The 26,768-nt window shown below is 73.1% G+C and carries 26 protein-coding genes; 7 read left to right on the top strand and 19 right to left on the bottom strand.

The genetic code is table 11. The annotated features are described in order from the left end of the window. The first annotated feature begins 4 nt into the window (after positions 1-4). The 3 genes from FHX46_RS12275 to FHX46_RS12265 are packed head-to-tail and all read left to right on the top strand — an operon-like array spanning position 5 to position 2,357. Positions 5-1,210, top strand: a complete 1,206-nt coding sequence (locus FHX46_RS12275) for a PTS transporter subunit EIIC (RefSeq protein ID WP_167113440.1) — start codon at positions 5-7, stop codon at positions 1,208-1,210. 13 nt (positions 1,211-1,223) lie between these two features. After that, positions 1,224-1,490, top strand: a complete 267-nt coding sequence (locus FHX46_RS12270; RefSeq protein WP_167113438.1) for an HPr family phosphocarrier protein — start codon at positions 1,224-1,226, stop codon at positions 1,488-1,490. Positions 1,491-1,541: 51 nt separating this feature from the next. Continuing rightward, the gene (locus tag FHX46_RS12265) at positions 1,542-2,357 is read left to right on the top strand and encodes a serine hydrolase domain-containing protein (RefSeq protein WP_167113436.1); all 816 of its coding nucleotides are present in this window, start codon (positions 1,542-1,544) and stop codon (positions 2,355-2,357) included. Between the two features lie 289 nt (positions 2,358-2,646). On the opposite strand, the gene FHX46_RS12260 is transcribed toward FHX46_RS12265, so the two are convergent. The 14 genes from FHX46_RS12260 to FHX46_RS12195 form a co-directional block, all read right to left on the bottom strand. Further along, positions 2,647-3,588, bottom strand: coding sequence for a D-2-hydroxyacid dehydrogenase family protein (locus FHX46_RS12260; RefSeq protein ID WP_167113434.1), 942 nt, complete (start codon positions 3,586-3,588; stop codon positions 2,647-2,649). Between the two features lie 94 nt (positions 3,589-3,682). Beyond that, a complete protein-coding gene (locus FHX46_RS12255; protein WP_313886280.1) occupies positions 3,683-4,507 on the bottom strand; it encodes a shikimate dehydrogenase in 825 nt (274 codons plus the stop codon). Positions 4,508-4,520: 13 nt separating this feature from the next. Beyond that, on the bottom strand, positions 4,521-5,936 hold the full coding sequence (gene mltG, locus FHX46_RS12250; protein ID WP_167113431.1) for an endolytic transglycosylase MltG: 1,416 nt from the start codon (positions 5,934-5,936) through the stop codon (positions 4,521-4,523). A gap of 167 nt (positions 5,937-6,103) precedes the next feature. Continuing rightward, positions 6,104-6,595 carry a Holliday junction resolvase RuvX gene (gene ruvX / locus FHX46_RS12245; RefSeq protein ID WP_167113429.1) on the bottom strand — a complete coding sequence of 164 codons (492 nt, stop codon included), beginning with the start codon at positions 6,593-6,595 and terminating at the stop codon, positions 6,104-6,106. Next, on the bottom strand, positions 6,592-9,252 hold the full coding sequence (gene alaS, locus FHX46_RS12240) for an alanine--tRNA ligase (RefSeq protein WP_167113427.1): 2,661 nt from the start codon (positions 9,250-9,252) through the stop codon (positions 6,592-6,594). Before alaS ends, ruvX begins: the two co-directional genes overlap by 4 nt. 94 nt (positions 9,253-9,346) lie before the next feature. After that, a complete protein-coding gene (locus FHX46_RS12235; RefSeq protein WP_167113425.1) occupies positions 9,347-9,646 on the bottom strand; it encodes a hypothetical protein in 300 nt (99 codons plus the stop codon). Next, positions 9,643-10,041 carry a DUF948 domain-containing protein gene (locus tag FHX46_RS12230; RefSeq protein WP_167113423.1) on the bottom strand — a complete coding sequence of 133 codons (399 nt, stop codon included), beginning with the start codon at positions 10,039-10,041 and terminating at the stop codon, positions 9,643-9,645. Before FHX46_RS12230 ends, FHX46_RS12235 begins: the two co-directional genes overlap by 4 nt. Positions 10,042-10,080: 39 nt before the next feature. Further along, positions 10,081-10,965: an NAD(P)-dependent oxidoreductase gene (locus FHX46_RS12225; protein ID WP_243871262.1), complete on the bottom strand. Its 885-nt coding sequence runs from the start codon at positions 10,963-10,965 to the stop codon at positions 10,081-10,083. Between the two features lie 11 nt (positions 10,966-10,976). Continuing rightward, positions 10,977-12,356, bottom strand: coding sequence for a replication-associated recombination protein A (locus FHX46_RS12220; protein WP_167113421.1), 1,380 nt, complete (start codon positions 12,354-12,356; stop codon positions 10,977-10,979). A gap of 49 nt (positions 12,357-12,405) precedes the next feature. Then, positions 12,406-13,278 (bottom strand): SGNH/GDSL hydrolase family protein, encoded by an 873-nt coding sequence (locus FHX46_RS12215; RefSeq protein WP_313886106.1) that lies wholly within the window; start codon positions 13,276-13,278, stop codon positions 12,406-12,408. Between the two features lie 109 nt (positions 13,279-13,387). After that, on the bottom strand, positions 13,388-14,584 hold the full coding sequence (locus FHX46_RS12210; protein ID WP_167113419.1) for a phosphotransferase: 1,197 nt from the start codon (positions 14,582-14,584) through the stop codon (positions 13,388-13,390). A gap of 32 nt (positions 14,585-14,616) precedes the next feature. After that, entirely contained in the window at positions 14,617-15,570 is a 954-nt protein-coding gene (locus tag FHX46_RS12205; RefSeq protein WP_167113417.1) for a DUF389 domain-containing protein, read from the bottom strand. Between the two features lie 4 nt (positions 15,571-15,574). Continuing rightward, positions 15,575-17,344 (bottom strand): aspartate--tRNA ligase, encoded by a 1,770-nt coding sequence (gene aspS / locus FHX46_RS12200; RefSeq protein WP_167113415.1) that lies wholly within the window; start codon positions 17,342-17,344, stop codon positions 15,575-15,577. Between the two features lie 107 nt (positions 17,345-17,451). Beyond that, positions 17,452-18,468, bottom strand: a complete 1,017-nt coding sequence (locus FHX46_RS12195) for an Rv2578c family radical SAM protein (RefSeq protein ID WP_167113413.1) — start codon at positions 18,466-18,468, stop codon at positions 17,452-17,454. A gap of 134 nt (positions 18,469-18,602) precedes the next feature. On the opposite strand from FHX46_RS12195, the gene FHX46_RS12190 reads away from it, so the two are divergent. Next, the gene (locus FHX46_RS12190) at positions 18,603-19,157 is read left to right on the top strand and encodes a GNAT family N-acetyltransferase (protein WP_313886105.1); all 555 of its coding nucleotides are present in this window, start codon (positions 18,603-18,605) and stop codon (positions 19,155-19,157) included. 49 nt (positions 19,158-19,206) lie between these two features. On the opposite strand, the gene FHX46_RS12185 is transcribed toward FHX46_RS12190, so the two are convergent. Next, positions 19,207-19,878 (bottom strand): alpha/beta fold hydrolase, encoded by a 672-nt coding sequence (locus tag FHX46_RS12185; RefSeq protein ID WP_167113411.1) that lies wholly within the window; start codon positions 19,876-19,878, stop codon positions 19,207-19,209. A 1-nt stretch (position 19,879) separates the two neighbouring features. Beyond that, positions 19,880-20,374 (bottom strand): pyridoxamine 5'-phosphate oxidase family protein, encoded by a 495-nt coding sequence (locus FHX46_RS12180; RefSeq protein ID WP_167113409.1) that lies wholly within the window; start codon positions 20,372-20,374, stop codon positions 19,880-19,882. A gap of 73 nt (positions 20,375-20,447) precedes the next feature. On the opposite strand from FHX46_RS12180, the gene FHX46_RS12175 reads away from it, so the two are divergent. Next, the gene (locus tag FHX46_RS12175) at positions 20,448-21,041 is read left to right on the top strand and encodes a winged helix-turn-helix transcriptional regulator (RefSeq protein WP_167121415.1); all 594 of its coding nucleotides are present in this window, start codon (positions 20,448-20,450) and stop codon (positions 21,039-21,041) included. A 467-nt stretch (positions 21,042-21,508) separates the two neighbouring features. On the opposite strand, the gene FHX46_RS12165 is transcribed toward FHX46_RS12175, so the two are convergent. After that, positions 21,509-22,579 (bottom strand): threonine aldolase family protein, encoded by a 1,071-nt coding sequence (locus FHX46_RS12165; protein WP_167121413.1) that lies wholly within the window; start codon positions 22,577-22,579, stop codon positions 21,509-21,511. Between the two features lie 108 nt (positions 22,580-22,687). Between FHX46_RS12165 and FHX46_RS12160 the strand changes: the two genes are divergently transcribed. Both FHX46_RS12160 and FHX46_RS12155 read left to right on the top strand, forming a co-directional pair. Next, entirely contained in the window at positions 22,688-24,148 is a 1,461-nt protein-coding gene (locus tag FHX46_RS12160; RefSeq protein ID WP_167113407.1) for a benzaldehyde dehydrogenase, read from the top strand. A 75-nt stretch (positions 24,149-24,223) separates the two neighbouring features. After that, positions 24,224-24,589: a nuclear transport factor 2 family protein gene (locus FHX46_RS12155; RefSeq protein WP_167113405.1), complete on the top strand. Its 366-nt coding sequence runs from the start codon at positions 24,224-24,226 to the stop codon at positions 24,587-24,589. Positions 24,590-24,616: 27 nt separating this feature from the next. On the opposite strand, the gene FHX46_RS12150 is transcribed toward FHX46_RS12155, so the two are convergent. Further along, a complete protein-coding gene (locus FHX46_RS12150; protein WP_167113403.1) occupies positions 24,617-26,467 on the bottom strand; it encodes a Na+/H+ antiporter in 1,851 nt (616 codons plus the stop codon). Continuing rightward, on the bottom strand, positions 26,464-26,739 hold the full coding sequence (locus FHX46_RS12145) for a helix-turn-helix domain-containing protein (RefSeq protein WP_167113401.1): 276 nt from the start codon (positions 26,737-26,739) through the stop codon (positions 26,464-26,466). Before FHX46_RS12145 ends, FHX46_RS12150 begins: the two co-directional genes overlap by 4 nt. Between the last annotated feature and the right edge of the window lie 29 nt (positions 26,740-26,768).

Below are 26,768 nucleotides of genomic sequence, written 5' to 3'. Positions count from 1 at the left end.
GGGGATGGCGGGGCTGCAGCGCTTCGGCCGCAGCCTCATGCTGCCCATCGCCACGCTGCCGGCCGCCGGCCTGCTCAGCCGGCTCGGGCAGGACGACCTGCTCGGCAAGGACGGCCTGGGCTGGGACAAGGTCGCCGCCGTGCTCGCCGCGGCGGGCGGGGGCCTGTTCGACTGGCTGCCCCTGCTGTTCGCCGTCGGCATCGCCGTCGGGTTCACGCGCAAGGGCGACGGCTCGACCGGTGTCGCCGCCGTCGTCGGGTTCGTGGTGTTCAACAAGGTCGTGCAGGTGTTCGCACCGATCAGCGATCTGGCGGGGTTCAAGCAGGGCTGGTACCTCCAGCCGATCAAGTGGCCCTACAGCGTGCTGGGCGGCATCGTCGTCGGCCTGGTCACGGCGGTGCTGTGGCAACGGTTCCACCGCGTGAAGCTGCCGCCGTACCTGGCGTTCTTCGGCGGCCGGCGGTTCGTGCCGATCATCAACTCGCTGGTGCTGCTGCTGATCGGGGTCGTGTTCGGCCTGGTCTTCCCCGCCGTGGACCACGCCATGCACTGGCTCGGCGACACGGTCACCGGCAACGCGGTCGCCGGTGGCGGCGTGTACGGCCTGCTCAACCGCCTGCTGCTGCCGGTGGGCCTGCACCAGCTGATCAACGTGCCGGTGTGGTTCATCTTCAACGGCGGCGACATCACCAACTTCTTCAACGGCGATCCGCACGCGGGGGTGTTCACCACCGGCTTCTTCCCGGTCTTCATGTTCGCGCTGCCGGCCGCGGCGCTGGCGATCTGGCGGACCGCGCGGCCCGGGCAGCGCAAGGTGACCGGCGGCCTCATGATCGCCGGCGCGCTCACCTCGTTCCTGACCGGCGTGACCGAGCCGATCGAGTTCGCGTTCATGTTCGTGGCCTGGCCGCTGTACCTCATCCACGCGGTGCTCACCGGCTTGTCGCACGCCCTCTGCAACGCGCTGGACATCCACCTCGGGTTCTCGTTCTCGGCCGGGGTCATCGACTTCGCGCTGAACTCGACAGCGCCGGCGGCCCACCGCGCGTGGCTGATCATCCCGATCGGCCTCGTCTACGCGGTGATCTACTACTTCCTGTTCCGGTGGGTGATCACCAAGTGGAACCTGCGCACGCCCGGCCGGGAGGACGACACCGAGCAGGCGGCCCCGGCCGACGAGCAGCCGCGCTCGTCCGGCCAGGCCCAGTGAGGAGAGGAAGACCATGCCGCACCGACGTGTGACGGTGGCCAGCAAGGTGGGCCTGCACGCCCGGCCCGCCGCGCTGGTGGCGAAGACCGCGGCCGCGCAGGCGGTGCCGGTGACGATCGCCAAGGACGGCGGCGAACCGGTGCCGGCCGGCAGCCTGCTCAGCCTGATGACACTCGCGGCGGCGCACGGGGACGAGGTGGTCGTCGCCGCCGAGGGTGACGGCGCCCAGGCCGCCGTGGACGCGGTCGCCGACCTGGTCGCCAGCGACCTCGACGCCTGACCCCGGCGGCGGCCGTCGCCGGCGCGGGACGGCCGCCGTTAGGCTTGCGGCATGCGCAGCCTGGAGCGGATCGATCAGTGGCCGGCCCCGCACGCGGCGGCGGCCGTCGTGCGGGCGGACGGAACGGTGGCCGGCAGCCACGGCGACACGGCGCGGACGTTCCGGCTGGCCTCGGTGACCAAGCTGCTCACCGCCTACGCGACGCTGATCGCGGTGGAGGAGGGCGTGGTCGAGCTGGACACGCCCGCCGGTCCCGAGGGCTCGACCGTCCGGCACCTGCTCGCGCACACCGCCGGCCTCGGCTTCGACTCCGATCGCGTGCTGGCCGCGCCCGGCACCCGCCGCATGTACTCCAACGCCGGGTTCGCCGTCCTCGGCGAGGCACTGGCGCAGCACTCGGGCATCCCGTTCGCCGGCTACCTGTCCGAGGCGGTGCTCGCCCCGCTCGGCATGACCTCGACCCGCCTGGACGGCTCGCCCGGCGCGGGCGGCGTGTCCTGTGTGGACGATCTGGTGCGGTTCGCGGCGGAACTGCAGGCGCCCAAGCTGATCGCCGAGGCGACGCTGCGGGAGGCGACCTCCGTCGCGTTCCCCGGCCTGACCGGGGTCCTGCCCGGCCTGGGGCACCAGAAGCCCAACGACTGGGGGCTGGGGTTCGAGATCCGCGACTCCAAGAGTCCACACTGGACCGGCGCGGCCAGCTCGCCGCGCACCTTCGGGCACTTCGGCCAGTCCGGCACGTTCCTGTGGGTGGACCCGGACGCCGGAGCCGCGTGCGTGGTGCTGACCGACCTGGACTTCGGTCCGTGGGCCATCGAGGCGTGGCCCCCGTTCACCGACGCGGTGCTCGCCGAACTGCGCGGCTGACGCCGCCGGCCCGCCACGGCCAACCCAGCGCCCGCCAGCGCCAACACACCGACCGGACCAGCAAACACGAGGCCCCGGACAGCAAACACGGCGCCCGCAAGGGCAAACACGACACCGGCGGCGTGTTCGCCGCTCCCGGCCGCGTGTTCGCCGCTGGCGGCGGCGTGTTTGCTGGTTGTGGCGGCGAGTTGGCCGGTCGCGCGGGTGCGTAGGCGCGATCGGGCGATCCGGTCCGCTTACCGGTGCGCGTCGTGCGGCGCGGTGTTCCCTTCCGGTGCGGGGCGAGCGGTCACAGCGTCATGACGCGCACCGGGTTGCCCTCCCGCCAGGCGGCGATATCCGCCACCGCGTCGCGGTAGAAGATCTCGTACACCTCGCGCGTGACGTAACCCAGGTGCGGGGTCAGCGTCGCGTTGCGCATCGCGCGCAGCGGGTGGTCCGCCGGCAAGGGTTCGATGTCGTAGACGTCCAGCGCGGCGCGGATCCGCCGGGCCCGCAGGGCGTCCAGCAGTGCCTGCTCGTCGACGATCGGTCCGCGGGAGGTGTTGACGAGCAGCGCCCCCGGCTTCATCGCGGCGAGTTCCGCGGCACCGACCAGACCGCGGGTGCGCTTGGACAGCACCAGGTGGATGGACAACACGTCGGACCGGGCGAACAAGTCCTCTTTGGACACTGCTGTGACACCGTGCTCGGCCGCCCGTTCCGAGGTGAGGTTCTGGCTCCACGCGATGGTCTCCATCCCGAACGCCTGACCGACCTGCGCCACCCGCTGGCCCAGGTTGCCCAGACCGAGCAGGCCGAGTGTCTTGCCGTGCAGGCCGGTACCCACCGTGGACTGCCACGCACCGTCACGCATCGCGGCCAGCTCGGTCTCCAGGTGGCGCTGCGCGGCGAGGACGAGCGCCCAGGTGTGCTCGGCCGTCGGGTGCGGCAGGTAGCCGGTGCCGCAGACGGTGATGCCCAGCCGCTCGGTGGCCTTCAGATCGATGGCGGCGTTCCGGCGGCCGGTGCTGACCAGCAGCTTCAGGTCCGGCAGCCGGTCCAGCAGCTGCGCGGTGAACCGGGTGCGCTCCCGCATCGCGACCACGACCTCGGCACCGGCGAGCCGCCGGACCAGCTCGTCGTGGTCGCCGATGAAGGAGGTGATCACCTCGACCTCGGCCCCCAGCGAGTCCCAGTCCGCGAGGCTCCGCGCGACATCCTGGTAGTCGTCCAGCACCACGATCTTCATGGCCACCACGCTAGTTCAACCGCGCTCGGGAATGGCGGACCCACCCCGCCTGTCCCCTCGGCGTGGGGGTACGACCAGCCGCACGTCGACGAGCTCATCCGATGGGCAGCGGCAAGACGCTGCCGGTGGCCTCGCGCAGGGCGGTGCGCATCGCTTCGCGGGGGGCCGGGCGGCCGGTGAAGTGCTCGACCTGCCCGAACGCCTGGTGCAGCAGCATGTCCAGTCCGGTGGCGACCCGGCCCCCGCGGGCGGCGGCGGCCTCGGCCAGCGGGGTCGGCCACGGGTGGTAGATCACGTCGAGCACGCACGGCGCCGCCGCCAGTTCCGCCGCGTGCTCCGCGACCGCCGCCGGCGGCACCGTGTTCACCAGCACCGCCGCGTCCGCGGCGAGCTTGCCGAAGTCCGCCTCGGCCCATCCGCGCACGTCCGCCTCGATCCCGGCCCGGCCCGCCGCCGCCACGGTCTCCGCCGCACGGGCGGGGTCGCGGACCACCAGCACCACGCGCCGGACCCCGAGCTCGGCGAACGCGACGACCGTCGCGGCCGCCGTGCCACCGGCGCCCAGGACCAGGCCGGTGCCGCCGCCGCTGAACCCGCCCGCGCACCGCAGCGCGCCGGCGACCCCGTCCACGTCGGTGCAGTCGGCCAGCCACCCCTCCGCGGTGCGGACCAGGGTGTTCGCCGCACCGGCGGCCACGGCCCGGCCGGTCGCCCGGACGGCGAAGTCCAGCGCGGCCCGCTTGCCCGGCATGGTCACCGACAGCCCCGCCCACTCCGGGCCGAGCCCGCGCACGAACCCGGGCAGCCCCTCGGCGTCGACCTCGATCCGCTCGTAGCTCCAGCCGTCCAGGCCCAGCGCCGCGTACGCCGCTCGGTGCAGCACCGGCGACAGCGAATGCGCCACCGGCTTGCCGAGCACGGCGGCCTTGCGTTCAGTAGGCACCGCGCTGCCTCGCAAGGGTGATGTTCTGCAGGTGTTCCAGGTCCGTGGTGGCGAAGCAGGACTGGCCGTTCTTCTCGCACTTGACGAAGTAGATGTAGCCGCCCTGGGTGGGTTGTTCGGCGGCGTGGATGGCTTCCACGCTCGGTGAGGAGATCGGCGTCGGCGGCAGCCCGGCGATCCGGTACGTGTTGTACGGGCCGGGGCGGTTGCGGTCCTCGTCGGTCGTGGTCACGACCGGCTTGTCCAGCAGGTAGTTCACCGTCGAATCCAGCTGCAGCCGCATGGCCTTGCCGAGCCGGTTGTAGATGACCTGAGCGACGTTGGCGAAGTCCGGTTTGATGGCCTCACGCTCGATCAGCGAGGCGACGACGAGCGTCTCGTACGGAGTGCGGCCCTGGAACTTGGCCGTGCCGGTCAGCCCGGCAGCCTGGATGCGGCTCGCCGACGTCCGGAGCACGTTCGACAGCAGCTCGGTCGCGGTCCAGCCGGGCTTGACGTCGTAGACGCCCGGCGCGACCAGCCCCTCGATACGCCGGGCGTCGGTGGACGCCGACACGACGGACGCGGCCCAGTCCGGCACGCCGAGCGCGACCAGGTCGGCTCGCGCCGCGATGTCCCGCAGCTGCTGCGCGGTGATGCAGGTGCTCCTGCCGTTGAGGTCGGCGCAGGAAGCCTTCGCCAGCAGCGAGAACACGCCGGGCGTCACCGTGCCGTCGGGCTGGGTGATGTCGTCCAGCTGGGTGCCGGCCCGCACCTGCAGCACGCCGACGCGCGAGCCGTCCTGCGTGAGCTTCGCCGCCGCGGCGGCCCCGGACATCTTCGTCTTCAGGACGTAGTAGCCGGGTTGCAGGCTCAGCACCTTCGAGTTGTCCTCGCTGGCCTTGACGAACGCCTTCGCGCTGGCGACCACACCGGACGCGGCCAGCTCCTGGCCGATGGCACCGGTGGAGTCGCCGGCGTTGATCTGGATCAGGACGTCGGACTCACCGGTGCCCTGGTAGTCGTCGTAGCCGAAGACCGCGTCGATGCCGTACCACGCGCCGCCGCCGATGAGTGCCAGCACCACCAGCGCGACCAGCCAGCGCAGCGGTCTGCGCCTGCGCCCGGTGCCGACGGGTTCGTCGTCGTCCGGGTCGTCCGGATCGTCCGGGTCGATGTACTCCGGTTCGGCCCGGACTTCCTCCGCGTTCTCCGGGTAGTCGTCGAAATCGTCGTAGTCGTAGTCGTCGTCCAGCCGGATGATCTCCGTCGGCGACTCGTCCGGCGGCGGCTGCGGCGGACGAGGGGGACGAACCGGCCGGGTGGGACGGCTGGGCCGGCGCGGTGGGGACGGCGGCCGCTCGTCGAACAGGTCGAGGCCGTAGTCGGGCGGCGCCGGACGGCGCGACGGCGGACGGCGGGGCACCGCCGGCGGCGGAGGCGGGGCCTGCGGTGCCTGCGGTGGCTCCGGGCGCGCGTGGCGCGGCCCGCCGGCCGGCCGCGCGGGCACACCGCGCGGCGGAACCGGTGGGGGCGGTGGGGGCGGTGGCACCGACGGACGGCGCCGCGGCGGGCGCGGCGGCTGTTCGGGGTTCACGCCTCACCCGCCCGTGCGCGGTAGGCGGCCCGCGCGTCGAGCCAGCCCTGCAGGATTTCCACGGCGGCGGCCTGGTCGACCACCGCGCGCTGCTTGCGGCCCTTGACACCACGCTGCGACAGCATCCGTGACGCGGTGACTGTGGTGAAGCGCTCGTCGGCGAGCCGCACCGGGACCGGCGCGATCCGCCCGGCGAGGGCGTCGGCGTAACCGGCGGCGATCTCCGCGGCCGGACCGTGGCGGTCGGCCAGGGTGCGCGGCAGTCCCACGATCACCTCCACCACCTCGTGTTCGGCCACCAGCGCGGCCAGCTGCTCGAGATCGCTGTCGCTGTTCGCATCACGCGACAGGGTAACCAGCGGGCTGGCGAGAACCGGCGACGGATCGCTGAGCGCCACGCCGACCCGGACGGATCCGACATCGACGCCCAGCCGCCGACCGGCCCCGGGATCGTGCTCCCCGGGACGGTCCGGTGTGCGCGGCGTCACCCTGCCGCGACCGCGCCACGCAGCGCCGTGATGGCCTGCTCGATGCCCGCCGGGTTGCTGCCGCCGCCCTGCGCGAGGTCCGGCTTGCCGCCGCCGCGACCGCCGACCGCGCCGGCGAAGGAGGGCACCAGCTTGCCCGCCGCGAAGCCCTTGTCGCGGGCGGAGGCGGTGGTCGCGACCACGAAGCTGAGCTTGTCGCCCTGCGGCGCGAACAGTGCGACCACACCTGGCCGCGAGCCGAGCCGGTTGCGGACCTCCTGCGCCAGCGAGCGCAGCGCGCCCGCGTCGATGTCGCCGTCGAGCTTCTCGGCCACGACCGCGACGCCGTGCACGTCGGTCGCCTTGTCCGCGAGCGTCCCGGCCGAACCGAGCACCTGCCGGGTGCGCAGCTGGGCGATCTCCTTCTCCGCGTTGCGCAGGCGGCTCAGCACGTCCTCGATGCGGGAGGGCAGCTGGTCGCTGGGCACCTTGAAGGTGTTCGCCAGCTGCGAGACCAGCAGCTGCTCCTTGCGCACGTGCTTGAGCGCGTCCGTGCCGACCAGCGCCTCGACGCGGTGCACCCCGGACCCGATCGAGGAGTCGGACACGAGCTTGACCAGGCCCAGCTCGCCGATGCGGCCGACGTGGGTACCACCGCACAGCTCGCGCGAGTACTCGCCCATGTCCACGACCCGGACCCGGTCGCCGTACTTCTCGCCGAACAGCGCCACCGCGCCGAGCTCGAGCGCCTGGTCCTTGGTCGTGGTGTAGGCCTGCACCTCGACGTCGTTCTGCAGGTAGTCGTTGACCTCCTCCTCGACCTCGGTCAGCACATCGGTGGAGACCGGCCCCGGAGTGGTGAAGTCGAACCGCATGCGGCCGGGCGAGTTCAGCGACCCGGCCTGCGCGGCGCGGCGGCCGTAGGCGCCGCGGACCGCGGCGTGCACGAGGTGGGTGGCCGAGTGCGAGCGCGCGATCGAGCCGCGGCGGGTCTGGTCGACCGAACCGGTCACCTCGGTGTCCAGGCCGATCTCGCCCGCGACCACCTCGACGCGGTGCACCCAAAGGCCCGGCACGATCTTCTGCACGTCGACGACCCTGGCCTCGCCGGCCGACCCGAGCAGCACGCCGGTGTCGGCGACCTGACCACCGCTCTCGGCGTAGAACGGGGTGCGGTCGAGGATCAGTTCGGCCTTGTCGCCCTCGCGCACGACCGGCACGCCCTGGCCGTCCTTGAGCAGGCCGACGACCTTCGCGGTGGCCTGCAGGTCGGTGTAGCCGAGGAAGTCGGTCTCCCCGTGCCGCTCCAGCATCTCACGGTAGACCGACAGGTCACCGTGGCCCTTCTTGCGGGCCGCCGCGTCGGCCTTCGCGCGCCGGCGCTGCTCGTCCATCAGCGTGCGGAACCCGTCCTCGTCGACCGACAGGCCCTGCTCGGCGGCCATCTCCAGGGTAAGGTCGATCGGGAAGCCGTAGGTGTCGTGCAGCTGGAAGGCGCGGTCGCCGGCCAGCACGTTGCCGCCGGCCTTCTTCGTCTCCTCCGCGGCGAGGTCGAAGATCCGCGACCCGCTGGTCAGGGTCTGCAGGAACGCTTCCTCCTCGACCCGCATGACCTCGCTGATGCGGTCGAAGTCGCGCGCGATCTCCGGGTAGGACGGCGCCATCGCGTCGCGCACCACCGCGGCGAACTCGGGCAGCACCGGCTCCTGCACGCCCAGCAGGCGCACCGACCGCACGATGCGGCGCAGCAGACGGCGCAGCACGTAGCCGCGCGCCTCGTTGCCCGGGGTCACGCCGTCGCCGATCAGCATCACGCCGGAGCGGGCGTGGTCGGCGATGACGCGGAAGCGCACGTCGTCGGCGTGGTTCGCGCCGTAGCGGCGGCCGGAGAACTCCTCGGCACGCGCGATGACCGGCCGCACCAGGTCGGTCTCGTAGACGTTCTCCACGCCCTGCAGCAGGTAGGCGACGCGCTCGACGCCCATGCCGGTGTCGATGTTCTTCTTCGGCAGCTCACCGACCGGCGGGTGGCCGTACTTCGGGCTCTGCTCGCCCCGCACGTCCTGCATGAAGACCAGGTTCCAGATCTCCAGGTACCGGTCCTCGTCGACCACCGGGCCGCCGTCGCGGCCGAACCCGGGGCCGCGGTCGTAGTAGATCTCCGAGCACGGGCCACCGGGGCCGGGCACCCCCATGTCCCAGTAGTTGTCCCGCCCGTCGCGGGCCTGGATGCGCTCGCTGGGGATGCCCGCGATCTTCTGCCACAGCCCGGCCGCCTCCGAGTCGTTCTCGTAGACGGTGACCCAGATGCGGTCCGGGTCGAAGCCGAAACCACCGTCGTCCTGGGACTTGGTGATCAGTTCCCAGGCGTTCGCGATCGCGCCTTCCTTGAAGTAGTCGCCGAAGGAGAAGTTCCCGGCCATCTGGAAGAACGTGTTGTGCCGGGTGGTCTTGCCGACCTCGTCGATGTCGCCGGTGCGCACGCACTTCTGGATGCTGGTCGCCCGCGGGTACGGCGGCGGCACCTCGCCCAGGAAGTACGGCTTGAACTGGACCATGCCGGCGTTGACGAACAGCAGCGTCGGGTCGTCCAGGATCAGCGACGCGCTGGGCACCGGGGTGTGGTCCTTGGCCTGGAAGTGCGCCAGGAACCGCTTGTTGATCTCGTGTGTTTCCACTGGTCAGTCCTCGTGCGAAGGCAGGCGGCGGGCGCCGCGGGGTCAGGGGCAGCGGCGTCGGCGGAGAACACGGCGCGGCGGCGGTGCCGCGTGGTCAGCTCTCCGCCCGGCGAGCTCGCGCCGGGCGCCGGGCGGCGTGCCGGCCCTCGGAGGCGCGCGGGGTCGCCACCCCGGACCGGTCCACCACCATCTCGCGCAGCTCCTGCTCCCGCTCGCTCATCCCGGCGCGCACGTCCGCGCCGAACGATCCGATGGCGCCGGCCAGCTCCGACACGGCGTCACCCAGGTTCGAGGCTAACCCCGCCGGCGACGCTTGACGAGCGGTCCGGGTGGCCTTGCGGGACAGCGCGACACCGGTCGCGACACCGACGCCGAGCCACAGCAGGCGCTTCACTTGCGGCCCCGCTTCCGGGAGTGCTTGCCCTCGCCCAGTTCCCTGGCCTTGCGGCGGGACCGGATGGCCTTGCTCAGGCCGTAGGACAACGCCGCGGTCTTGACCAGGGGGCCGCCGAGGGTGGCGGTGAACACCGACGAGAGGGCGGAGACGTTGCCGGTCACGGCCTGCGCGTTCGCGGTGATCCCGTCGACCCGTTCCAGCTGGTTGTTCACGTGCGTGATCGTCTCGTTGGCACCGAGCAGGATCGGGTCCGAGTTCTCGTGCGCCTTGCGGATGGCGATCGTCGCCTCGTCCAGCGTGCGACCGAGCTTGAGCAACGGGATCGCGAGCAGCAGCACCAGCAGGACGAACGCTCCTGCGGCGATCAACGCGGCGATCTGCCCTGCCGACACGGGCCCTCCTCGGTTCAAGCGGCGTGAATGCCGGTCAGGTTACCGTGCGTCGCCGTCACCGGCCGGACGGCCCTCCAGGCCGTAGTAGAGGGTTGCCATGTCCTCGTCGCCGTGGCCGGCGTCGATCGCGGCGTCCAGATGCGCCAGCGCGGCGCGCGTTCCGGCGAGATCCACCGCGTCCCCGGCCGCCTCGAGCGCGAGGCGGGCGTCCTTGGCCGCGTGCCGGGCGGCGAACGCGAGCGGGAACTCGCCGTCGATCATGGCGCCGCCCTTGAGGTGGGCGTAGGGCACGTCGAGCGCACCACCGGTGATGGCTTCCAGGAACAGCCGCGGGTCGACGCCGAGCACCTGCGCCAGCCGGATGCTCTCGGCGGTGCCGTTGGTGAGGGCGAGCACCCAGGCGTTGGCGGCGAGCTTGAGCCTGCTGGCCGCGCCGGCCGCACCGGCCCACAGCGTGCGGCTGCCGACCGCGTCGAACACGGGAGCGCACCGCTCGCGCAGGTCCTCCGGGCCGGCGGCGAGGACGACGAGCGCGCCGTCCTCGGCCGGTTTGCGGGTGCCCAGCACGGGTGCGTCGACGAACGCGACGCCGGACCGGCGCGCGAGCGCGGCCAGCCGGCCGGTCCAGTCCACGCCGACGGTGCTCATCTGCAGCCAGACCGCCTGGAACGGGCCGGCCTGCTCGACGACGTCCTGCACCGCGGCGCCGTCGCTGAGCATCGTGACGACGAAGTCCGCGCCGGCGACAGCCTCGGCCGGGGTGTCCACGACGGTGCAGCCCCGCTCGGCGAGGGGCTCGGCCTTGTCGCGGGTGCGGTTCCAGGCCCGCACCGCAAGGCCGGCCGCGGCGATGTTGGCGGCCATCGGCAGGCCCATGATGCCGGTGCCGAGCACGGCGACGGTGATCTGCGGGTTCTCGGGCATGCCTCCGATCATCACACCGCGGACGCCGGACCGCCGCGCACCGACCGGCGCAACCGGGGGACCCGTTCGGACAGCGCGCGCTCGGCGCCGCGCTGCGTCGGGTGGTAGTAGTCCACGCCCACGACCTCGTCCGGCGGGTACTGCTGCGCGACCACTCCTTCGGGCACGTCGTGCGGGTAGCGGTAGCCCTGGGCGTTGCCGAGCTTGGCGGCGCCGGCGTAGTGGCCGTCGCGCAGGTGGGGCGGCACGGTGCCCAGCTTCCCGGCGCGGACGTCGGCCAGCGCGGCGTCGATTCCCGCCACGACGGCGTTGGACTTGGGCGCGGTGGCGAGGTGGATGGTGGCCTGGGCCAGCGCGAGCCGCCCTTCGGGCATGCCGATGAACTGCACCGCGTGCGCGGCCGCGACCGCGGCCTGCAGCGCCGTCGGGTCGGCCATGCCGATGTCCTCGCTGGCGTGCACGACCAGGCGGCGCGCGAGGAACCGCGGGTCCTCCCCCGCCTCGATCATGCGGGCCAGGTAGTGCAGCGCGGCGTCCACGTCGGACCCGCGGATCGACTTGATGAACGCGCTGATGACGTCGTAGTGCTGGTCGCCGTCGCGGTCGTAGCGCACCGCCGCCTTGTCCACCGTGGACTCCACGGTGGGCAGGTCGATCGTCTTGTGCTCGGTGGCCGCGGCGGCGTCGGCGGCGGCCTCCAGCGCGGTGAGGGCGCGGCGCGCGTCCCCGGCGGCCAGGCGGACCAGGTGGTCCTCCGCGTCGGCGGTGAGCTCGAGCGCACCGCCCAGGCCGCGCTCGTCGGTCATGGCGCGGCGGATCAGCAGGCGCACGTCCTCGTCGGTGAGGGGTTTGAGCTGCAGCACGAGCGAGCGGGACAGCAGCGGCGACACGACCGAGAACGACGGGTTCTCGGTGGTGGCGGCGACGAGCAGGACGGTGCGGTCCTCCACCGCGCCGAGCAGCGCGTCCTGCTGGGTCTTGGAGAACCGGTGGACCTCGTCGATGAACAGCACCGTGTTCTCGGCGTTGTACTGGCGGCGGCGCCGGGCTTCCTCGATGACGCCGCGCACCTCCTTGACGCCGGCGGACAGGGCCGACAACGCCACGAACCGGCGGCCGGTGGCGGTGGAGACGAGGTTGGCCAGGGTGGTCTTGCCGGTGCCGGGCGGGCCGTAGAGCAGCACCGAGGCCGGGGCGGCGCCCTCCACCAGGCGGCGCAGCGGAGCCCCCTCGCCGAGGAGGTGCTGCTGGCCCACGACCTCGTCGAGCGAGCGCGGCCGCATCCGGACGGCGAGGGGCGAACCCGGCGGGACCGGCGCCGCCTGGGGCTGCGTCACGCGCTCCGGCGGCGGCTCCAGGTCCGGGTTCACCGTGAAGAGTTCGTCCTGCACACCTCCACCGTAATGCCGCCCCCCGACGAAACCGCCCGCCACCGGCGGCTCACGCGGACCGGGGAGCCTCAGCGCCCGGCCCGGGTCCTGCCGCCAGTTCGCGCGGGGTGCCGCGACGGGCGCGCCAGGACTCCGCCGCCGAGCGGGCCACGATCGCCGCCGCGTGCGGCAGCAGGTCGCGGCCGCGGCGCCACAGCCACGGGATGCCCTTGACCACCAGCCAGCCCACGTGGTCGAGCGTGCGTGGCGCAACCCCACCGGAGCAGACGAGGCTCACCGGGGACGGCACGGCGATCCCGGCCTCGGCGACGAGTTCGGTCACGCCGCGCGCCAGCAGGCGGTGCCCCAGCTCGGACGGGTGCAGCCGGTCCACACTCCACGAGGCGAGGTCGTACGCGCCCGGTAGCGCGCCGAGGTCGAGGCAGGCGATACCGTGCCGCCGGGCGACGGCATCCACGACGTCGTTGACCTCGCCGATCCGCGCGGTGAGGGCCCGCCGCAACGGCCCGGGCAGCCGGAAGACGCGGCTGTGGTCGTGGAAGCGCATCGGGACGACGACCGCGCCGGTTGCGCGCAGCGCGGCCACCACGTCACTCAGGTCGCAGGCCAGGGCCACCGGGTCGAAGTCCGAGCGGAGCGTGTCGTTCATGCCGGCGATCACGACCGCGACGTCGGGCCGGTGGCGCAGCGCCGCCGGCAGCTGGCCGGTGCGCACGTCCCGCATCCGGGCGCCGGTGACGGAGGTGTTGAGGTACCCCTGCGGCGCGATGCCCAGCGCCCCGGCCACGAAGGGCCCGACGCCGCGCCAGGAGCCACCAGGAACGGGATCGCCGAGCCCGACGGCGGTCGAGTCGCCGAGCACGGCCAGCCGGGCGGCCCGGCGGGGACGGGGATCAGGGGCCTGGGTGGGTTCTGCGTGCACCGCGGTCACGTCTGCAGACCCTCGGGCACGCACCCGCCCGCCACGTGATCACCGGGTAACACCGCCCGGACGGCTCAGCGAACGTTCCGGGTGCCGGTGGCCGGCGCGGTCAGCGGAACGCCGGGTACAGCGGCAGCTCCAGCCCCGGCCCGAAGCGGTCGTCGAGGGCGGCGGACACCGCTCGCGCGTGCGCCGCGACCGCGTCCTTGCCGCCACGCTCGGCGTAGGTGCCCAGATCCTGCCACCAGGCCACCAGGGCGGCCGCGCGGTGCTGGGAGATCCCCGCGGACGACCCGCCCAGGGCGGCCCAGGTCGCGACCCACACCAGCAGCATCTGGTGGTCCAGCAGGTGGGCCGACAGCACCTCGTTGTCGGCCAGCGCCGGCCACACGCCCGACACCTCGGCCTTCCACGCGGCGATCATCGCCTCGCTCATGCCGGTCGGCAGCGCCCTCGCGTCGTCGCAGGTGGCGAACGGGACCCGCAGGTGGGCGGCGTCCACCAGGGCGTTGCGCACCACCCCGCGCTCGAAGTCGAGGAAATGCAGCCCGCCGCTGGTCACCAGGTTGTTGTCCGGGCTCAGGTCGACCGGGCTGAACGCGCGGAAGGGCGAGGACGCCGAGGATTCCCGCACCTGCTCGGCGTAGGCGCGCACGTCGTCGGGGGTGCCGACGCCCAGCGCCTCCTCGAGCAGCGTCGGCAGGCGTGCGCACGCCACGGCCGGCGTGGTGTCCTCGTCGGGCGCGAACCCGCCCAGCCGGCGCAGCAGGGCCTCGAAATCGGCCTCCCGGCCGGCGGTGGTCGCGTGCAGGCGGCCCAGCGACCGCGCCCACGACAGCAGCGCCCGCTCGGCCGGCCGCGCGTCCGGGCCGCGGAGCTTGTCCCACAACGTGGGCGCGCGCCCGAGGTCGTCGATCACGAGGACCCGCAGCGGCCCGTCGTGGGCCAGCAGTTCCGGGCACATCCGGTCCTCGGCGGGCAGCGCCGTGAACAGCTGGTAGCTGACCGCCTCCTGCGCGAACGGGTCGGCCACGCCCCGCGGCGGCGCGTCCGGGTAGTGCTTGATGACGAGCGTGCGGGGCAGCCCGAACGGGGACGCGGCGATACGGGCGCGGACGACCGTCGCCGGTCCGCTGCCGGGCAGCGCTTCCGGCTCCACCAGCCCGATCGGGCTGCCGAAGCGCCGGGTCAGCACGGTCTCGGCCGCCTGGACGGCCGCGTCCACAGCGGCCGTTTCGCTGACCGGAACGGCTGTGGCGGGCGGATCCTGGTCGTCCTCCGTGCCTGGGGAAGTGTCCACCGTCATCGCCCTCGACCCTACTAGCGCGCGAACCTCGCTCACCACAACGATTTTTCCACTTCCGGCAGCGGCCGCACGGTGACCGGAACGTGCCGGCGCCGCCGCAGCAGCAGCACGACGACCGCCGCCGCCACGATCCCGACGAGGTTCACCGCGAGCTGACCGAACGACTGCGCCGCCTTCGACCACTCCCCCAGTACGGCCGCGACCACCGCGTATCCGGCGGCCGGCACGGTGGTGACGGAGATGAACACGCCCACCAGCGCGGCCGATTTCGCCGATGTCATCGACAGCATCCCGGCCGCGCCGGCGAGCAGCGCGACGATCAGCGAGTACCAGCCGACCTGGTAGACGAAATCCACCTCGTGCGCCTCACGGAAGCCGCCCACGTCGAGCAGGCCCACGATCCAGGTGAGCACCGTGACCCCGGCGGTCACCAGCATCGCGATCGGGAACCCGAGCGCCAGCGCCAGGACCGCGCGGCGGATCAGGTCACCGCGGCGCAGCACCAGCCCGACGGCGATCGCGGCGAGCGGCCCGAACTCCGGCCCCACCACCATCGCGCCGACGATCGTCACCGGCGAGTCGGTCACGATGCCGACCGAGGCCAGCAGGCACGCGATGGTCAGGAACGTCAGGAAGGTGACGTTGAGCCGGGACTCCTCGCCGGTGCGGTTCAGCAGTTCCTGCCAGACCACGGCGTCCGCCGCCTCGCCCGGCGCGCTCTCCTCGGCCCGGTCCGCCGCGTCGGACAACGCGGTGTCCAGCGCCTCGAGCGTGATCGCGCCGCTGTGGTCCAGGCCCAGGCCGCACAGCGCCTCGATCACCTCGTCGGCCGCCTCGCGGGCCACGTCGGCCTCGATGAGGTCACCGGCCGGGGACACGGCGGCACCGCGGTGCACGATCAGGTGCGCCGTGCCCGGCTGGTCCCGCAGCGCTGCCAGCGCCCGCTCGGTCTCCTCGGCGGGGCTGACGACCCGCAGGTGCAGCACCGCGTCAGCCCTGCGGGGCAGGCGGCTTCGCGTCGACGCCGGCCTCGCGCCGCTGCTGCGCGGTGATCGGGGCCGGGGCGCCGGTCAGCGGGTCGTAACCGCCACCGGTCTTCGGGAACGCGATGACATCGCGCAGCGAATCGGCCTTGGCCAGCAGCATCACGACGCGGTCCCAGCCGAACGCGATCCCGCCGTGCGGCGGGGCACCGAAGGCGAACGCGTCGAGCAGGAAGCCGAACTTCTCCTGCGCCTCGGCCTCGGACAGGCCCATCACCTCGAAGACGCGCTTCTGCACGTCGGCGCGGTGGATACGGATCGAGCCGCCGCCGATCTCGTTGCCGTTGCAGACCAGGTCGTAGGCGTAGGCCAGGGCGTTGCCCGGGTCGGTCTCGAACTTGTCGATCCACTCCGGGGTGGGCGAGGTGAAGGCGTGGTGCACGGCGGTCCACTTGCCGGAGCCCACCGCGACGTCGTCGGTCTCGTCGGCGGCTTCGAACAGCGGCGCGTCGACCACCCAGACGAACGACCACTCGTCCTCGTCGATCAGGCCCAGCCGGTGGCCGATCTCCACGCGCGCCGCGCCGAGCAGCGCGCGGGCTTCCTTCGGCTTGTTCGCGGCGAAGAACACGCAGTCGCCGGGCTGGGCGCCGACGGCCTCCGCGAGACCCGCGCGCTCGGACTCCGAGATGTTCTTGGCGACCGGGCCGGACAGCGTGCCGTCCTCCCCGATCAGCACGTAGGCCAGGCCCTTCGCGCCGCGCTGCTTGGCCCACTCCTGCCAGGCGTCGAGCTGGCGGCGGGGCTGGCCGCCGCCGCCGGGCATGACCACCGCGCCGACGTAGGGCGCCTGGAACACGCGGAACGGGGTGTCGGCGAAGTACTCGGTCAGGTCCGTCAGTTCGAGCCCGAAGCGCAGGTCCGGCTTGTCGGTGCCGTACTTGGCCATCGCGTCGGCGTAGGTGATGCGGGTGATCGGGCGCGGGATGTCGTGACCGATCAGCTTCCACAGCGCGGACACGACCGCCTCGCCGACCGCGATGACGTCGTCCTGGTCGACGAAGCTCATCTCGATGTCGAGCTGGGTGAACTCCGGCTGCCGGTCCGCGCGGAAGTCCTCGTCCCGGTAGCAGCGCGCGATCTGGTAATACCGCTCCAGGCCGCCCACCATGAGCAGCTGCTTGAACAGCTGCGGCGACTGGGGCAGCGCGTACCACGAACCCGGGCGCAGGCGCGCCGGGACCACGAAGTCGCGGGCACCCTCCGGGGTGGAGCGGGTCATGGTCGGGGTCTCGACCTCGACGAAGCCCTGGGCGTGCAGCACCTCGCGGGCGGCGCGGCTGACCTCGCTGCGCAGCCGGATGGCGCGGGCCGGGCCGCTGCGGCGCAGGTCGAGGTAGCGGTACTTGAGCCGCACCTCCTCGCCGACGTCCACGCGGTCGTCGATCGGGAAGGGCAGCACGGCGGCCTCGGACAGCACGTCCAGCTCCGTGGCCAGCACCTCGATCGCGCCGGTGGGGATGTCCGGGTTCTCGTTGCCGGCCGGGCGCTGCGCGACCTCGCCGGTGACCTTGATGCAGTACTCGGAGCGCAGCTGGTGGGCACGCTCGGCCATCTCGCCCTCGCGGAACACCACCTGCGCGACCCCGCTCGCGTCCCGCAGGTCGATGAAGATCACCCCGCCGTGATCGCGCCGCCGGGCGACCCACCCGGTGAGCGTGACGATCTGGCCGGCGTGCTCGGCACGCAGGGTGCCGGCGTCGTGGGTGCGAAGCACTGCGGTTGTTCTCCTTGCGAGGCGTGGCAGCTCGTGGCGTCAGCAGGGATTTTCCTGCCGGTAAGAGGCTAACGAACGCGCCCGCGGCCTGGTTCACCAGGTTTTCCTTACAACAGGCTCAGCTGCTCCCCCGGTGCCGGGCGCACCGGTTCCCGCGGCGCGGGCGCGCGGTGCGGCTCCTCTTGCCGGTGCAGGCCGTGCCGGCGCAGCAACGGTGTGACCCGGGCGGACAGCGCCCGCCGGTAGGCGGGTATCGCGTAGCTGCCGCGGCCGTAGATCTCGCGGTAGCGCTCGACCAGGTCCGGCCGGTGGGCGCCGAGCCACCGGGCGAACCACTCCCGCGCGCCGGGCCGCAGGTGCAGGGCGAGCACGGTGGCGCGGGTGGCGCCGGCGGCCGCGATCCCGGCGAGCAGCGGGTCCAGTGCCTCCTCGTTGTCGGTGAGGCCGGGCAGCACCGGGGCGACCATCACGTGGCAGGGCAGGCCGGCGTCGGTGATGCGGCGGACCAGGTCCAGCCGGGCGCGCGGGCTGGGCGTGCCGGGTTCGAGGCTGCGCTGCAGGTCGCGGTCCAGCAGCGCGATCGACACCGCCATGCCCACGTCCACCTCGCGCGACGCGGCGGTGAGCAGCGGCAGGTCCCGGGTGAGGACGGTGCCCTTCGTGAGGATCGAGAACGGCGTGCCGGATCCGGTGAGCGCGCGGATGATGCCGGGCATCAGCCGGTAGCGGCCCTCGGCGCGCTGGTAGGGGTCGGTGTTGGTGCCCATGGCGACGTGCTCGCGGGCCCAGCCCGGGCGGCGCAGCTGGGCGGCCAGCACCTCCGGGGCGTTGACCTTGACCACGACCTGGGTGTCGAAATCGCGGCCGGCGTCGAAGTCGAGGTAGGTGTGGGTGTTGCGGGCGAAGCAGTAGGTGCAGGCGTGGCTGCAGCCCCGGTAGGGGTTGACCGTCCAGCCGAACGGGACCATCGACCCGCCCGGGACCTTGTTCAGCACCGAACGTGCGCGGACCTCGTGGAACGTGACGCCCTGGAACTCCGGTGACGCGACCGACCGGACCAGGCCGTCCAGGCCCAGGAGGGCCGGTTGCGCGTCGCGCCCGGCGCGCTGGTTCTCCCACCTCACCCAGCTAGTCGAACACGCGTTCGAACAACTGTCAAGCGCGGCGGCCCCGGCCCGGACGCCGCATTGTGACGGGCCGATGAGCGGCGGGATATTGCGGGTGCGTCGTGATCAGATCTGTGGCAGGTTGCCTCTCCGTGCCGGACCACCACCACGCGGCAACACCAACCACGCCGAAGCCGGATGTTCGTATCGTGCATCTGACCGGCCCCGCGTTCGACGCGCTCGCCCGCGGGGACCTGGCAGGGGCGAACGCGACCAGCCCCGTGCCCCTGACTGCCTACCTGGCCGGCCCGGACCGGCGCCGGCTCTGGCAGAGGCGCAGCAGGCAGGTCGCAGCGGACCCCGACAGCGCCGCCTGGGTCACCGGCATCATCTGGGACCAGCAACAACTACTGGCCGTCGGAACGGCCGGCTACCACGGGCCTCCCGACACGTCGGGGATGGTGGAAATCGGCTACGCCGTCGACCCCGCACACCGGCGACGCGGTTACGCGCGCGCGGCGCTGGAGTCATTGCTGGCGCGGGCCGCCCGGGAGCCGGAGGTACACACCGTCCGGGTCACCATCAGCCCCGGCAACACGGCCTCCCGCAGATTGGCATCGCAGTACGGCTTCGCCGAGGTCGGCGAACAGTGGGACGACGAGGACGGGCTCGAGATCATCTACGAGATGCCCGCCGACCATCGGTAGCCCTAACTACCGCGCACGCCCCGTCGAGCCACCTTCGACCGCAGGCCACCTAGACGAGCGAAACGAGGTATTCAGCCAGTTCGCGGGGCCTGCTCAGCGCGGCCAGGTGACCGCCGGGAATCTCGTCCAGCTCCAGCCCGAGCCGCTCCCGCACGACCCGCCGCTGGAACTCCAGCGGGAAGAACCGGTCGTCGCGGCCCTGGACGAACCGGGTCGGCACGTCCGGCCACTTCGCCAGCGGCCAGGGCTGCTCGAACGGGGTGCCCGACTGCTGCGGTTCGCCCTGTCCGATGACCTCGGCCCGCACCTCCGGCGGGACGTCGTGGAAGAAGTCGCGCTCGACGTCCATCTCCTCCGGATGCGCCTGCCGGTAGCCGGTCTCCGCCCACCACTGCCCGCCGGGCTCGCCGGGACGCGGGATCATCGCGTTGAGCAGCACCAGGAGCCGCACGGGGACGCGCTCGCACACCAGCGGAGCAGTGAAGCCGCCCATCGACTGGGCAACGAGGACGATGTCGTCGCCGCCGTCGCCGTCGCCGCCGTCGCGGCCCCCGATCGCGTCGACGACCACGTCGGCGTACTCGGACAACCCCGCCGACTCGTCGCCGGCGGGCAGCTCGACGGCGATCGCCTCGTGGCCGCGCGCGGTCAGCTCGGGCACCAGCCGGTTCCAGTACGACGCCTGCCCGCCCGCACCGGGGATGAGCACGAACGTGGCCATGTCAGCGCCCCCGCCGCGCGAACTCCGCGCGCGTGGCGCCGCCGGGGAAGCGTTCCTGGAAGTCGAAGGTGCCGGCCCAGGCCGGCCGCACCGCGATGCGTGCCATCTTCAGGCCAGGGCGGTCCAGTTCGGCGACCCCGGCGTCACCCTGCTCGCCGTAGTAGCGGTGCTGCGCCGCGGCGTACTCGGGCACCACGCCGTCGACCTCGGTCACCACCGCGGTGCCGCGCACCAGCAGCACTTCCGGTGGCGGGCCGGCGCGGTCGATGGTGATCGCGACGGCCGGGTTCGCGCGCAGCGCAGCGACCTTCGCCGTGCCGGCGAACGTCGACATGACCACTTCCTCACCGGTCCAGTGGAACAACATGGGCAGCACCCGCGGGGTGCCGTCCGGGGCCACGTAGGCGAGACGGGCCAGCTCGGTCGAGGCGAGCATCCGCTGGGCCAGGTCGGTGCCGAGAAGTCTGAGGTCTCCCTGTGGGAGCGTGGTAGCCATGCTCCTACTTTAGGAGTGATCGGTGTCATTAAGCTAGTATTTCTTCGTGCGGAGTTACGACGATCCCTGCGGAGTGGCGCGGGCACTGGACGCCGTCGGCGAGCGCTGGGCGCTGCTCGTGGTGCGCGAGCTGCTGCTGGGGCCGAAGCGGTTCCGGGATCTGAGCCGGTCGTTGCCGGGGATGAGCCAGAACGTGCTGTCGCAGCGGCTGCGGGAACTGGAGGCGGCCGGCGTGGTGCGGCGGCGACGGCTCGGGCCGCCTGCCAGCACCAGCGTGTACGAGCTCACCGAGCACGGCGCCGAGCTGGAGGCGGTCGTGCTGGCGCTGGCGCGGTGGGGCAGCCGCCGCGCGGTGCCGCCGGCCGGGGAGCTGAGCGTGGACGCACTGGTCCTGGCGCTGCGGACGACGTTCTCGCCGGACCGGGCGGGCGACCTGTCGGCCCGGGTGGCGCTGCAGCTCGGCGACGACGCGTTCCTGGCCAGGGTCGATTCCGGCGAGTTCTCGATCGAGCGGGGCTCGGGCGAGGCCGATGCGACGCTGGAGACCGACGCGGGCGGGTTGCGTTCGCTGGTGTTCCTCGGCGCTTGTCTGGACGACGCCGCGGTGACTGGCGATCGAGCGGTGGCCGAGCGGTTCCTCGGCTGCTTCCCGCGCCCGAGCAGCTGACGACCGTCGGCGCGGTTCAGCGCGCAGGGCCGATGCGACACTGGAGACGCTGCGCTCGCTGGCGTTCCCCGGCGCCCGCCTGGACGAGGCCGCGGTGACCGGCGACCGGGCGGTGGCCGAGCACTTCCTCGCCGGCGCCCGCGCCCGAGCACCCGACCACCGCCGGTGGCGCGGCTCAGCGCGCGCGGCCGACCAGCCGCCGGCCGACGCAGGCCCGTTGCGATCGCTGGCGTCCCCAGCGCCCCGCCTGAACGTCACCGCGGTGACCGGCAAGCGGGCGCTTCGCGCGCCCGAGCACCCGACCACCGCCGGTGGCGCGGCTCAGCGCGCGCGGCCGAGCAGCCGCCGGCCTACGCAGGCCCGTTGCGATCGCTGGTGTCCCCAGCGCCCCGCCTGAACGTCACCGCGGTGACCGGCAAGCGGGCGCTTCGCGCGCCCGAGCACCTGACGACCGCCGGTGGCGCGGCTCAGCGCGCGCGGTCGAGCAGCTCGTGCAGCAGGGCGACCACCTCCGGCGGCGTGAAGTCCATTGTGGTCTCCCCGACGCTGACCTCGAAGGAGCACCGCCGGGGGTCTGGCGCCGATCGCACCCGCAGGAACAACTGCACGCCCTTCTCGGCGATCAGCTCCTCCGCCGCGCGCTCCACCGCGGCCTTCGGTGCGGGCAGGTGGACGTGGAACATCCCGGCCTGCGGCGGGTCCGGGTGCGCGTACGCCACCCCGTCCTGGTTGATCGCCGTCGCCAGGGACCGCGCGTGGGTGTGGAACTCCGGCATCCGCGGCAGCACCGAGTCCAGCCCGTCCAGCGCCGCGAGCGCCAGCGGCCACGCGTCGGCTATCGCGCCGCCGAGCCGGCGGCGCCAGACCGCCACCTCCGAGACCAGCGCCTCGTCGCCGGCGAGCACCGCTCCCCGCACGCCTTGCAGTCCTTTGTAGAGCGACACGTACACGCTGTCGAACAGGCCGGCGATCTCGGCGAAATCCTTGCCGTAGAACGGTTGCGACTCCCACAGCCGCGCGCCGTCCAGGTGCGCCGCCGCGCCACGGGAGCGCGCGAGCCCGGTCTGCGCAACCAGATCGTCCCACGACGGTAGCAACCCGCCGAGGTCCCGCTGCGGCAGCTCCCACACCACGGCCGCGAGCGGCTCCCCCACCGCCTCCAGGTCCGCCAGCGTCATCAGCTCGTTGCGGTCCCCCACCGGCCGGAACCGCAGGCCGTGCACCGCCGCGTAACCCTTGTCCTCCCAGTTGTCCAGGTGCGTGTGCGGGTGCGCGGCGAACGTCCGCCGCCCGGACCGGTCCGCGTGCACCCGCAGCGCGGCCTGCTGCGCCATCGTCCCGCTCGGGAAGAACAACGCCGCCGGCTTGCCCAGCAGCGACGCGATCCGCGCCTCCAGAGCCGCCACCGGCTCCGCGGGCGACAGGTCCTCCCCCGCCCGCGCCAGCATCCGTTCGAGCACCGCCCGTGGCCGCCGCCGCACCGGGCCGTGCGAGGCGAGCGTCCGCTTGATCTTCGATTCGTCCACGAGCGCGATCATCGCAGCCACCACCGACAGTTTTCCGGCCTTCCACTCAGTGAAAGACCCACTGGCGAACCCAGAAGAGCCCAGGAGGATGGCGGAAAACCTCGCGCATCAGGAGTGACAGTGAGCTTTCTCGACGACGAGAAGTGGACCGGACGCGTCTTCACCGGCAGCTGGGAGCGCGCGGCGGGCGGCGACGCGGCGGTCGTCGAGCCCGCGACCGGGGACGAGCTGGGACGCGTCGGCATCGCCTCGCCCCAGGACCTCGCGGCCTCGGCGGCGAAGGCGGCCGAGGCGCAGCGCGCGTGGGCGGCGACCTCCTTCCAGGACCGCGCCGCGGTCCTGCGCCGCGCCGGTGACCTGTGGCAGCAGCACGCCGCCGAGCTCAAGGACTGGCTGATCCGCGAGTCGGGCAGCATCCCCGGCAAGGCCGACTTCGAACTGCACGTCGCCGCGCAGGAGTGCTATGAGGCCGCCGCCCTGCCGAGCCACCCCACCGGCGAGGTCCTGCCGAGCGAGGCGCCGCGGCTGAGCATGGCCCGCCGCGTCCCGGCCGGCGTCGTCGGCGTGATCGCGCCGTTCAACGCGCCGCTGATCCTGTCGATCCGGTCGGTCGCGCCGGCACTGGCGCTGGGCAACAGCGTCGTGCTCAAGCCGGACCCCCGCACCGCGGTCTGCGGTGGCGTGGCGCTGGCGCGCGTCTTCGAGGAGGCGGGGCTGCCGGCCGGGGTGCTGCACGTGCTGCCGGGCGGGCCGGACGTCGGCGCGGCCCTGGTCGAGGACCCGCACGTCCGGGTCATCTCGTTCACCGGGTCCACGGCCGCGGGCCGGGCCGTCGGCGAATCGGCCGGGCGTCACCTCAAGCGCGCGCACCTGGAGCTCGGCGGCAACTCGGCGCTGATCGTGCTCGACGACGCCGACCTGGAGCAGGCGATGAGCGCCGCCGCGTGGGGCTCGTTCTTCCACCAGGGCCAGATCTGCATGACCACCGGGCGGCACCTGGTGCACGCCTCGCTCTACGACGAGTACGTGGACCGGCTCGCGGAGAAGGCGAACCACCTGCCGGTCGGCAACCCGTTCACCGACCAGGTCGCGCTCGGCCCGATCATCGACGAGCGCCAGCGTGACAAGATCCACGGCCTGGTGACGTCCAGTGTGGACGCCGGGGCGAAGGTCGCGGCGGGCGGCACCTACGAAAACCTCTTCTACCGCGCCACCGTGCTGGCCGGGGCGGGCCCCTCGGTGCCCGCCTACGACCAGGAGGTGTTCGGCCCGGTCGCCCCGGTGGCGAAGTTCGCCACGCTGGACGAGGCGGCGAAGCTCGCGTCGGAGAGCGAGTACGGGCTGTCGCTGGGCATCATCACCGCGGACGTGGCGAAGGGCCTGGCGCTGGCCGACCGGATTCCGACCGGGATCGCGCACATCAACGACCAGACGGTCAACGACGAGGCGCTGGCCCCGTTCGGCGGCGTGTTCGACTCCGGCACCGGCTCGCGCTTCGGCGGCCCGGCGGCGAACATCGAGGCGTTCACCGAGACCCGCTGGGTCACGATGCGCGGCGACGTCGCGGCTTACCCGTTCTGACGGCATGCCGGCCGCGCGCATCCATTACCCGGCGGGTAATCGACGCGCCCGGCCGCCGTGCGCCACAGTCGGCAGATGGACAAGACCAACAAGCAACTGGTTGTCGACGGATTCCGCGAATTCGCCTCGGGTAACACCGAGGTGCTGCGCACCCTTCTGCACGAGGACTTCATCGAGCACAGCCCCGGCAACCCCAGCGGGCGGGACGCGTTCATCGAGTTCATCGCCGCCGCCCCGGTCGCCGGCGCGCACCTCGATCTCAAACGGGTCGTCGCCGAGGACGACCTCGTGGTGCTGCACTACAGCATGACCCCGGAGGGCGGCGAGCGCGCTGCCGCCGTCGTGGACATCTGGCGCCTCGAGGACGGGCAGATCGCCGAGCACTGGGACGTCGTCCAGCGCGTGCCGGAGGCCGGTCAGATCCCGAACGGGATGTTCTGACCCGGAGCGGTCACCGGGCGGTGCGGCTCAGCCGACGATGCCGTCGACGAAGCACCAGCGCCAGTTCTCGCCGGGCTCGTAGCTGCGGATCACCGGGTGGCGGGTGTCGTGGAAGTGCTGGGTGGCGTGCTTGCGCGGCGAGGAGTCGCAACAGCCCACGTGCCCGCACTCCAAGCACAACCGCAGGTGCACCCACGTCGTGCCCTCGCGCAGGCAGTCGATGCAGCCCTCGGCGTCGGCGTCCGGCGAGCCCGCCCGCTCCAGGTGGTCGCAACTGCCCGCGGTGGCCGCGGGGGTCTCCAGCTCACGTTCCATGCCCGGCTCCTCCTCGGGTCGCTCCAGCAGCGACTCCTCGATGTCCAGCCCGTCCATCACCCGCCGCAGCACCTCGTCGTCGGCGGTGCCCCGGGCGCGTGCGGTGAGCAGGACCTGCCGCTCCGCGTCCAGCATCTCGGCGCGCAACCGACGGTACGCGTCGCTGGGGGTCTCCTCCACGTCGCTGAGCCGGCCGAGGCTCTCCCACGCCGAGTCCGACCGGTAGGCCTGCTTGTCCCGCAACCGGTCGATGACCTCGATCGGGTCCTGGGGGCGGCGGATCTCCTCCAGCCGCGCCAGGCCCGCCGACGTCATGTCGTGCAGCAGCGCCGCCTCCTGCAACGCGTCCTCGGCCGGGTTGGGCGGCGGCAGGCGCAGCCGGCGCACCAGGCCGGGCAGGGTGGTGCCGTGCAGCAGCAGCGTGCCGGCCACCACGACGAACGCCGCAAGCACCAGCACCGCGCGCTGCGGCGTGTCGTCCGGGAGGACGAACGCGGCCGCGAGCGTGACCACGCCACGCATGCCCGCCCACGAGATCACCGCGAAGTAGGACCACGGCGTGCGGCCGCCCGGCCGCATCCGGGTGACCAGCCCGTACCCGAGGACCCACACGATCCGCGCGAGGATCGTCGCGGCGAGCACCCCGGCGCAGATCAGCGAGAGCGTCCACGCCGACAGCCGCGCGGCGCCGACCTCCTCCACGATCCGCCGCACCTGCAGCCCGATCAGCAGGAAGACCACGTTCTCCAGCAGGAACTGGATGGTGCGCCAGTTCAGCCTGCTGGCCAGCCGGGACGGGCCGGACAGCAGCTTCGGCATCTGGTGCCCGACGATGAGCCCGGCCACCACGACCGCCAGCACACCGGAACCGTGGACGGCCTCGGCCGGCAGGTAGGCCAGGAACGGGATGACGAACGACCAGGCGGTGTCCAGCACCGGGTCGGTCAGGCGGCGGCGCAGCAGGCTCGCGCCCCAGCCGATCACCGCACCGACCGCGACTCCCCCGCCGGCGGCGAGCAGGAAGTCGCCACCGACCTCGGCGATGCTCACCGCACCGGCGATCGCCGCGATGGCGGTGCGCAGCGCGACCAGCGCCGCCGCGTCGTTGAGCAGGCTTTCGCCCTCCAGGATGCGCACGACCCGCCGCGGCATGCCGACGCGGCGCGCGACCGCGGTGGCGGCCACCGCGTCCGGCGGCGCGACCACCGCGCCGAGCGCGAACCCGGCGGCCAGCGGGATGCCGGGCACGATGAGCCACACGACCCAGCCGACGACGAGCGTGGTGAACACGACCAGACCGACCGACAGCGCCGCGATCGGCACCCGGTTGGCCCGGAAGTCGAAGAGGGGGGTGCGGATCGCGGTCGCGTACAGCAGCGGCGGCAGCAACCCGACCAGCACGACCTCCGGATCGAGGTGGTAGTCGGGCACCCCCGGGACGAACGAGGCGGCGACCCCGGTCGCGACCAGGCACAACGGTGGTGACCAGCCCAGCCGCTGGGCGATGCCGGTGACAACCAGAACGGCGGCGACCAGCGCCGCCAGCTCGACCGCGACGATCATCGGGACCGCGCCGGCCGCGCCTCGCCGGCCAGCGGGGCGGCGAGCTCGCACACACGGGTGGTGGCGCGCCAGAAGTGGCTGCGCCCGACGACGCGACGGCGGGCGTAGCCCCGGCTCTCCAGCGTGTAGACGATGGAGGCGCAGGTGGCCAGCGGGATCCCGCTCGCGCGTGCCAGCGCGGTGAGGGTGACGCCCTCACCGGCGGTGACCAGGGTCTCCAGCACGGTCAGCGTGCGGTCGACCGAGGGTGATGCCGGTCTGTCCGACGCCATGCGCGGTGCCTCTCGGGGGTGATCTTCTC

The sequence above is a fragment of the Amycolatopsis viridis genome (assembly GCF_011758765.1).
Lineage (GTDB): Bacteria > Actinomycetota > Actinomycetes > Mycobacteriales > Pseudonocardiaceae > Amycolatopsis_E > Amycolatopsis_E viridis.
The sequence above is the reverse complement of the archived record's forward strand: the minus strand, read 5'-3'. Positions and strand labels throughout refer to the sequence as shown.